Raw genomic sequence first — 7,431 nt, 5'->3', positions numbered from 1 at the left:
GAGCGGGAGCGCTTGTTCAGTCGCGCGTGGATCTTCGTGGGTCACGAATCAGAGATCCCTCAGCCCGGCGACTACGTGGTGCGGCGAGTGCTCGACGACTCGTTCATCGTGGTGCGCGACGAGAGTGGCTCCGTCAAGGCGATGTTCAACATGTGCCTGCACCGAGGAATGCAGGTGTGCCGGGCGGAAATGGGCAACGCCTCGCACTTCCGCTGCCCGTATCACGGCTGGTCGTACCGCAACGACGGACGAATCGTGGGGCTGCCGTTCCACGAAGAGGCGTACGGTGGCGAGGCTGGCTTCAATCGCAAGGGAGCCCGCCTGCTTCCGGCGCCGAGCCTCGACAGCTACAACGGGTTGATCTTCATCAGCATGGATCCGGATGCGCCACCGCTGATCGACTACCTCGGCGATTTCGCTTTCTATCTCGACTACTACACGAAGCAGAGCTCCTCGGGCATCGAGCTCCGCGGCCCGCAGCGCTGGCGGGTGAAGGCGAACTGGAAGATCGGCGCAGAGAACTTCGCCGGCGACATGTACCACACGCCACAGACCCACACCTCGGTGGTCGAGATCGGCCTCTTCCGCGAACCGAAGGCGGAGAAGCGTAAAGACGGCAACACGTACTGGGCGGGCAACGGCGGAGGCACGACCTACAAGCTTCCGGAGGGAACGCTCGAGGAGCGGCTGCGCTACGTGGGCTACCCCGACGAGATGATCGACCGGATGAAGGAGGTCTGGTCCCAGGACCAGCTCAATGTGATCGGCGAGAACGGCTTCATGATCTCGGCGGCCTCGATCTTCCCGAACATGAGCTTCGTGCACAACTGGCCGAAGGTGGAAGACGGCGACGACGTGCTCCCGTTCATCTCGATCCGTACCTGGCAGCCGATCAGCGAGAACGAGACCGAGGTGCTTTCCTGGTTCGCCGTCGACGCAGCGGCACCGGAGGAGTTCAAGGCTCTGTCGTACAAGGCGTACCTGATGTGCTTCGGCAGCACGGGGATGTTCGAGCAGGACGATGTGGAGAACTGGGTGTCCCTTACGAACACCGCGAAAGGGAATATGGCGCGGCGCTTGCTGCTGAACAGCCGGATGGGCGTGCTGAAAGACGGCAGATTCGTCGTGGAGCCGCTCGGACCGGACGCGTTCTCTGGCCCGGGCGTGGCCCACGTCGGTTACGGAGAGTACAACCAGCGGCATCTGCTCGAGCGCTGGGCGGACTACCTCGAGACGGAGCCGACCGCGCTGATCATCTCGTCGGTGGGGATGCCGGAGGGGCTGTCATGACCGAGGCGCGCTGGGTTCGACTGAAAGAGTCGCCGCTCGGAGCACATACGACCAAAGCCACGCGGGTGGGGAGTTCGTTGTCGTTCTCGGACGGCCTGCATCTGGAGACGCACAGGTGGCTCGTCGAAGAGGCATACATCCTCGACGAGCAGCGGTACGAGGACTGGCTCGACCTCATCGCCGACGATGTGCACTACATCATGCCCGTGCAGGTCACTACCGCGCTCGGCGCCGGGTACTCGACGTCTCCGGGCATGGCGCATTGGGACGAGAACAAGTACTCCCTGAGCCGGCGGGTCGCCCGCTTCCTCACGGAACACGCCTGGACAGAGGATCCGCCCTCCCGGCTCCGTCACTTCGTCACGAACGTGCGCACCTTCGAGAGCGACGTCCCGGGCGAGGTCGTCGTCGATTCTGCGGTGCTTCTTTTCCGCAGTCGCGGCGACGTGCACGAGCCCGCGGTGATCTCGGCCGGCCGCGAAGACGTTCTGCGACGTGTCGGCGGCGGGTTGCAGCTCGCACGCCGAACCATCACGGTCGACGAGTCGGTCTTGCGCACACAGAATCTGGCGATCTTCCTATGAAACTCGAATGGGAAGGCGAAGAGGACGACCGCATCGCGGCCATCGCAGCAGCAGACGAACGTCAGCGGCTCGAAGACCAGCGGGTAGGGGCTCCGATCTCGATCGCCAATGAGTTCTCGGAGATCCGGGTATCTCGCGTGGAGACACGCAACGGCTCCCGGCTCCTGATCGAGTCGCCGCGATCCGGGCAGTGGGTCGCTCTCGATCCGCTCGAGCTCGAGGCGCTGACCTGGCAGACTACGGCGACGTTCTCCGCCATGATCGCCCAACCGTTCGCACCGATGTTCCCTGAGATAACGCCTGAAGAAGCAGGAGAGGAGTGACACATGCCTGTCGTGAAAGCGGATCTCGGGCTCTGTCAGGGCTACGCCAACTGCATCATGGCCGCGGGAGACTATTTCGATCTCGATGACGACGGCGTCGTGATCCTGCTCAGAACAGAGGTCGACGAGGCCGACCGGAAACGGGTCACCGAGGCGGCGAACAGCTGCCCGGTTTCCGCGCTCCGGGTGGAAGACGAATGACGACAGCGATTGTCGGTGCGTCGATCGCGGGGGTACGGGCCGCGCAGGCGCTTCGGGCAGAGGGGTATCGCGGAGACGTTGTGCTCATCGGCTCCGAGCCCGTGCTGCCCTACGACAAGCCGCCGCTGTCGAAGGGATACCTCGTCGGTGCAGGTGCAGCCGAGGTCACGCTCCTCACGGCGGCGGAGGCGCTCGAGCTTAACATCGACCTTCGTCTCGGTGTGCCGGCGGTAGGTCTGGACCGTGCGTTGTCGGAGCTCCGGCTGGCGAATGGACGGCGGGTCGGCTTCGATGACCTCGTGGTGGCGACCGGCGTCCGCGCGCGGCCGTCGCCGTGGGGTGAAGGCGAGGGAATCCATGTGCTGCGGACACTCGACGACGCAGACCGGCTGCGCGCCGAGCTAGTTCCCGATCGCAGGATCATCGTCATCGGAGCGGGCTTCATCGGCGCCGAGGTCGCCGCGACCGCTCTTGGGCTCGGAGTCGATGTCACCCTGGTCTCGGCGACACGCGACCTGATGTCACGCCGGCTCGGTGACGAGATTGGCGCCCTCTTCTCGCAGAAGCACTCCCGGCATGGCGTACATGCGGTTCTCGGACGGACGGTCGCGCAGATCGACGGTGCGAAGGGAGACTTCCGCGTGCTCCTGGATGACGGTTCCGAGCTCCACGGTGATGTCGTCGTCATCGGCATCGGGGCAGTGCCGAACGTCGAATGGCTCGAGGACTCAGGGCTCGAGATCGACGACGGTCTCGTCTGCGACGAATTCCTCACGGCACTCGGCGCCCCGGAAATCCATGCGATCGGCGATGTTGCGCGGTGGCGGCATCCGGTTCGCGGCGATCTCACCCGTCTTGAGCACTGGACGAATGCGGTCGACCAGGCGCGCTGTGTCGCGCACAACATCGCTCATCCCGACGACCGACGCTCATATCTGCCTGTCGAGTATGTCTGGAGTGACCAGTTCAACTGGAAGCTGCACATCGTCGGTCGCACGACGGCAGTCAACCCCGAGATGGTGACGGACCCTCGAACACCCGACCGGATCGCGTCTCTGTACTCTCAGAATGGTCTGTCATTCGACGGGGCAGTGGTACTGAATTGGCCCCGCGCTCTCGTCGAAGTCCGCCGGTCCATCGCAGCGGGATCGTCGCTTTCCGACGTTCGTGTACGACTGGGCCGGCTGCTCGAATCGGCGTCCGGATAGACCTGGACGGGATCGCCTTGCCCTTGATGGCGGCCCTGAGGGCCGGCAGGAACGATACAGTTTCTGTTGTGCAGAGAAATAGAGCAGCCGACGGAGTCGATGCGGCTCCGCAATACCGATCGAGTCGGTCGACAATGCCCTGAAACTCCTGCTCCTGCTCGGTGAGAAGAACGAACTTCGACTGACGGACGCCAGCAAGCACCTGGGTGTCGCGACCTCAACGGCGCATCGCATCCTCGCGATGCTTCAATGGCGAGGATTCGTGCGGCAAGACCCGCGAACGAAGACATACGGGCCAGGGCCGTCGTTGACCACGATCGCCTTCTCGGTGCTGAGAAAGATGGACATCCCGCAGATCGTGCAACCGATCCTCGAGGAACTCAGCCACCAAGCCGGCGAGACGGTTCACCTCGGCACGCTCGACGGCAACTCCACTCGCTTTCTCGCAGTCTCGGAACCGACGACGGCGGTGCGAGTCGCTTCACGGTTGGGCAAGGAGATGCCGGCCCATTGCACCTCCACGGGAAAGGTTCTCCTGGCGCAGCTCCCGCGAGAACAATTGGACCGTCTCTACCCCGACGAGCAACTCTCACAGGTGACTCCGCAGTCGATCCGTACCAAGACCGAGCTCCTCGCACAACTGGATCTTGTCGCGAAGCAGGGCTATGCAACGAACCGGGAGGAGAGCGAGGAGGGCGTGGCCTCGGTGGCCGTGGCCGTTCCCTCGGCGAGCGGGCTGCGGTTGGCGATCAACGCATCTGCCCCGGTGTTCCGCTTGCCTCCCCGCAAGGTGAAGACCCTCGTCGCACTCCTCGATGAGGCAGCCGTACGTCTGGCCGACCTGACCTCCTGAAGGCTCGTCGTCTCTTTCCCCTGCGACCTGGTGCAGGGGTCGTTCGGCGCGTTCTGAAGAGAGCTCGAGCCATGCTGGACTGTTGGCGCCGCGCAAGCTATTGTGTCTTCTAGTTAGGAACAAGTTCTGCTCAGCAGATAAATATGCGAAGAGGATGATCAATGCAGATCGTACTGGTGCACGGCGGATGGGTAGGCGGCTGGGTGTGGGACGGCGTCGCCGACGAATTGCGCAGAATGGGGCACGAGGTGATCGCGCCGACGCTGCGCGGTCTCGAAGACGGTGACGTGGACCGCTCCGGCGTCACGATGAGCATGATGGCGCGCGATCTGATCGATCAGGTAAGAGAGCTCACCCAGCTCGACATCGTGCTCGTCGGTCATAGCGGCGGAGGTCCGCTCATCCAACTCGTCGCTGAGGCGATGCCCGAGCGCATCGGCCGGGTCGTCTTCGTCGACGCCTGGGTGCTGCGCGACGGCGAGACCATTAACGACGTGCTCCCCGATCCGTTGGTCGCAGCGACGAAGGCGCTTGCGAGTCAGTCCGACGACAACACCATCGTCATGCCGCCTGAGCTCTGGGCCGCGACTATGCAGGACATGTCCCCGTTCGAGCAGCAGCAGCTCGCCGCGCTCGAGCCGAGGCTCGTCCCATCGCCGGCAGGCTGGTCCGATGAGCCGATCCGCCTCGACCGGTTCTGGGCGAGCAGCATCCCGTCAAGTTATGTGTTCCTCGCTCAGGACCAGACCGTTCCCGCTGAGATCTACCAGGCCGCGGCCGGGCGGCTTGATAGTCCGCGCACGATCGAGATCGACGGAAGCCATTTGGTGATGCTCACGCATCCGGAGAGGCTCGCACGGGCCCTCGACGCCGTCATTGCCTAACAGGCCTGGGGAAGCTATGGATTCGATTTCACGCCCAGACGACGTCGCGCCGATCTCGTACACCGAACTGGCGCCGTCGGGTGCGCCTGCTCGGTGGATCGTCCTCGTGCACGGGGGTGGTGCCTCGAACGAGTACTATCTCGAGACGCCCGACGGCCGACAGGGCTGGGCGGCACGATTCGTATCGCATGGCTACGGTGTGCTGGTGGTGGACTGGCTGGGGTTGTCCTATGAGGCGGCCCAACACGTCGATGATCGTGCGGCGTCTGCGCGGCTGGACTATGAGAGCGTGTGCCGAGGGATGGGCGTGTTCCTCTCTGGTCTCGGCCGGAACGTCGTGCTGGTCGTGCACTCGATGGCAGGTCCGATTGGCTTCCGCCTCCTAGAGACGCATGGCGATCTCATCGACGGGCTCGTAGCCGTCGCTCCGGGCCCGCCTGGAAATATACAGGCGGTGCCCGAGATCGTGAGGGAGTCCGACCAGGAGGTCTCCATCCGTGGAGCGGCCATCGACTGGACCATCCCGAAGATGGGTTTCTGGGAACCCACAAGCGCCTTCGTGAACGACAAGGCCATCGGACCCAGCCGGCGGTTCCCCCGCGAGTGCATCGAGGTGTTCCGCCGCACCCTTCGGCCGATCCCGGCCCGGATGCTTTATCAGCGTCAGAACATCGGTGGGAGCCAAATGAGGATCGGGCCGACCGACGCGTTCACGAACAAGCCGATTCTCGTCTTCACGGGTGGAGCCGATACCGACCACCCCTCGCAGCTGGATCAGGACATCGTGGCCTGGCTCACCGATCAGGGCGCCGCCGTCACCTTCTGGTCGTCCGAACTGCCTCTTCTCGCTGGGAACGGCCACTCGCTGATGGTCGAAGACAATAGCGACGAGATCGCTGACGAGATCGCGCGGTGGATCACGGCGCTCTGACTCGCCACCGTATCGTCCCGGCCATTATTTCAGCCGACCCGACGTCCCCAACAGCGGAGGAGAACGCCAGTCGTTTCCTTCGTGTCACTCGAGGGAACGCTGTGCCAGCTCGTTGCCGACTACGACTTGGTCGATCGGGCCCTTGCTCGAACTCCTCATTTCATACGTCTGGCGATGGACTCAAGGGAGATGTTCGCCGACGGCCGCGTGCAACTCCAGGTCATCGGTGGACAGCTGAGGCGTCTGCCACGACGCATCGAGACGATCGGTTCGCAGCTCGAACGGAACGTTCGGGCTGAGCATAAGGATGTTCCGAGACCTCCAGGAACGCGGATGGATCGGTTCGTTGGTCGGGGAGCTGACGACCACCCTGGTTGGCGTGGCGCTTATCGTCGCTGCGGTGCTACTTTCGGTCTCGGGGGGTGGCCCCCAGCTCGCCCCGACGTCGCACTCCTACCGTTCCTAGGGGCGGGGTGGTCGGCCTCGCGGGCAGGCTCCTCGTGCTGAGGCCGCTGCGCACCTCCTTGATGCGCACCACGCTGATCGCCGGATCCTGGCAAACTATCCCGCGACGCGAATTCGCAGGGGGTGTCGGCGCGACTTTCGATCGACGTACAGTGCCGTCCGTTAACAAACGATCGGTTCGTGCGACCGAACTGTCGAACGCCTGTGCATCGCTGCGGCGAGTTCCTCATGGCGCAGTACCTGGGTTTCGCTTCCGGAAGAAGATTTCACGAACCCCAGCGACACGGTGTTGCGGTGACGTTCGACGAAAGAGAAGAAGGATGGCCCGGCGAATCCCAATCGCGCGAAGTCTCGCCTTCGAAATGACAGAAGCGCTCCTGTGCTCGCGCGTCGGTTACTTCGCACCTTCTAGGTGTGACGTTATCAATTAGGGTGATGACGACCGGTGACGGGTACCGGTACCTGCTGAACTCTGTCGTGTCCGGTGACGGCGACCGCGACGCCTCGTCTGTGTTGACGCGGTATTACGCGGAGGCCGGGACTCCTGGCTCGATGTAGCGCCGAGGGGGTCGCTACTGGTCGGTTCCGACGTTGTGTTCAACCCAGTCGCGCAGATGCTTCAACGGGGCGGCTGCGCTGTGTCCGAGGTCAGTAAGTTCGTACTCCACGCGAGCGGGAACCTCGGGGTAGAC

Annotated in this window: 9 protein-coding genes and 1 pseudogene; 9 read left to right on the top strand and 1 reads right to left on the bottom strand. The window is 63.7% G+C overall.

Annotated features, from left to right (window positions below):
* From V2S04_RS14875 to V2S04_RS14835, 9 genes and pseudogenes are all read left to right on the top strand, one after another.
* A partial coding sequence (locus V2S04_RS14875; RefSeq protein ID WP_413639118.1) for a Rieske 2Fe-2S domain-containing protein occupies positions 1–1,290 on the top strand: 1,290 nt, incomplete at its 5' end.
* A 77-nt stretch (positions 1,291–1,367) separates the two neighbouring features.
* The gene (locus V2S04_RS14870; protein WP_231868223.1) at positions 1,368–1,874 is read left to right on the top strand and encodes a 3-phenylpropionate/cinnamic acid dioxygenase subunit beta; all 507 of its coding nucleotides are present in this window, start codon (positions 1,368–1,370) and stop codon (positions 1,872–1,874) included.
* Positions 1,871–2,197 carry a hypothetical protein gene (locus V2S04_RS14865; protein WP_005054953.1) on the top strand — a complete coding sequence of 109 codons (327 nt, stop codon included), beginning with the start codon at positions 1,871–1,873 and terminating at the stop codon, positions 2,195–2,197. Before V2S04_RS14870 ends, V2S04_RS14865 begins: the two co-directional genes overlap by 4 nt.
* A 3-nt stretch (positions 2,198–2,200) precedes the next feature.
* Entirely contained in the window at positions 2,201–2,398 is a 198-nt protein-coding gene (locus V2S04_RS14860; RefSeq protein WP_005054951.1) for a ferredoxin, read from the top strand.
* Positions 2,395–3,606, top strand: coding sequence for an NAD(P)/FAD-dependent oxidoreductase (locus tag V2S04_RS14855; RefSeq protein WP_005054949.1), 1,212 nt, complete (start codon positions 2,395–2,397; stop codon positions 3,604–3,606). Before V2S04_RS14860 ends, V2S04_RS14855 begins: the two co-directional genes overlap by 4 nt.
* A 112-nt stretch (positions 3,607–3,718) precedes the next feature.
* Positions 3,719–3,871: pseudogene (locus tag V2S04_RS14850) on the top strand (helix-turn-helix domain-containing protein); the annotation flags it as partial.
* Positions 3,872–3,913: 42 nt separating this feature from the next.
* Positions 3,914–4,459, top strand: a complete 546-nt coding sequence (locus tag V2S04_RS14845) for an IclR family transcriptional regulator (protein WP_223159176.1) — start codon at positions 3,914–3,916, stop codon at positions 4,457–4,459.
* A gap of 161 nt (positions 4,460–4,620) precedes the next feature.
* Positions 4,621–5,343 carry an alpha/beta fold hydrolase gene (locus V2S04_RS14840; protein WP_413639117.1) on the top strand — a complete coding sequence of 241 codons (723 nt, stop codon included), beginning with the start codon at positions 4,621–4,623 and terminating at the stop codon, positions 5,341–5,343.
* Between the two features lie 16 nt (positions 5,344–5,359).
* Positions 5,360–6,274 carry an alpha/beta fold hydrolase gene (locus V2S04_RS14835; RefSeq protein ID WP_005054941.1) on the top strand — a complete coding sequence of 305 codons (915 nt, stop codon included), beginning with the start codon at positions 5,360–5,362 and terminating at the stop codon, positions 6,272–6,274.
* Between the two features lie 1,037 nt (positions 6,275–7,311).
* Here the strand turns inward: V2S04_RS14835 and V2S04_RS14830 are convergent.
* Positions 7,312–7,431: winged helix-turn-helix transcriptional regulator (locus tag V2S04_RS14830; RefSeq protein ID WP_413639120.1), on the bottom strand; the 120-nt coding region annotated here is incomplete at its 5' end.

The sequence above is a fragment of the Microbacterium sp. OR21 genome (genome assembly GCF_047306785.1).
Taxonomy (GTDB): Bacteria; Actinomycetota; Actinomycetes; order Actinomycetales; family Microbacteriaceae; genus Microbacterium; species Microbacterium esteraromaticum_E.
The sequence above is the reverse complement of the archived record's forward strand: the minus strand, read 5'-3'. Positions and strand labels throughout refer to the sequence as shown.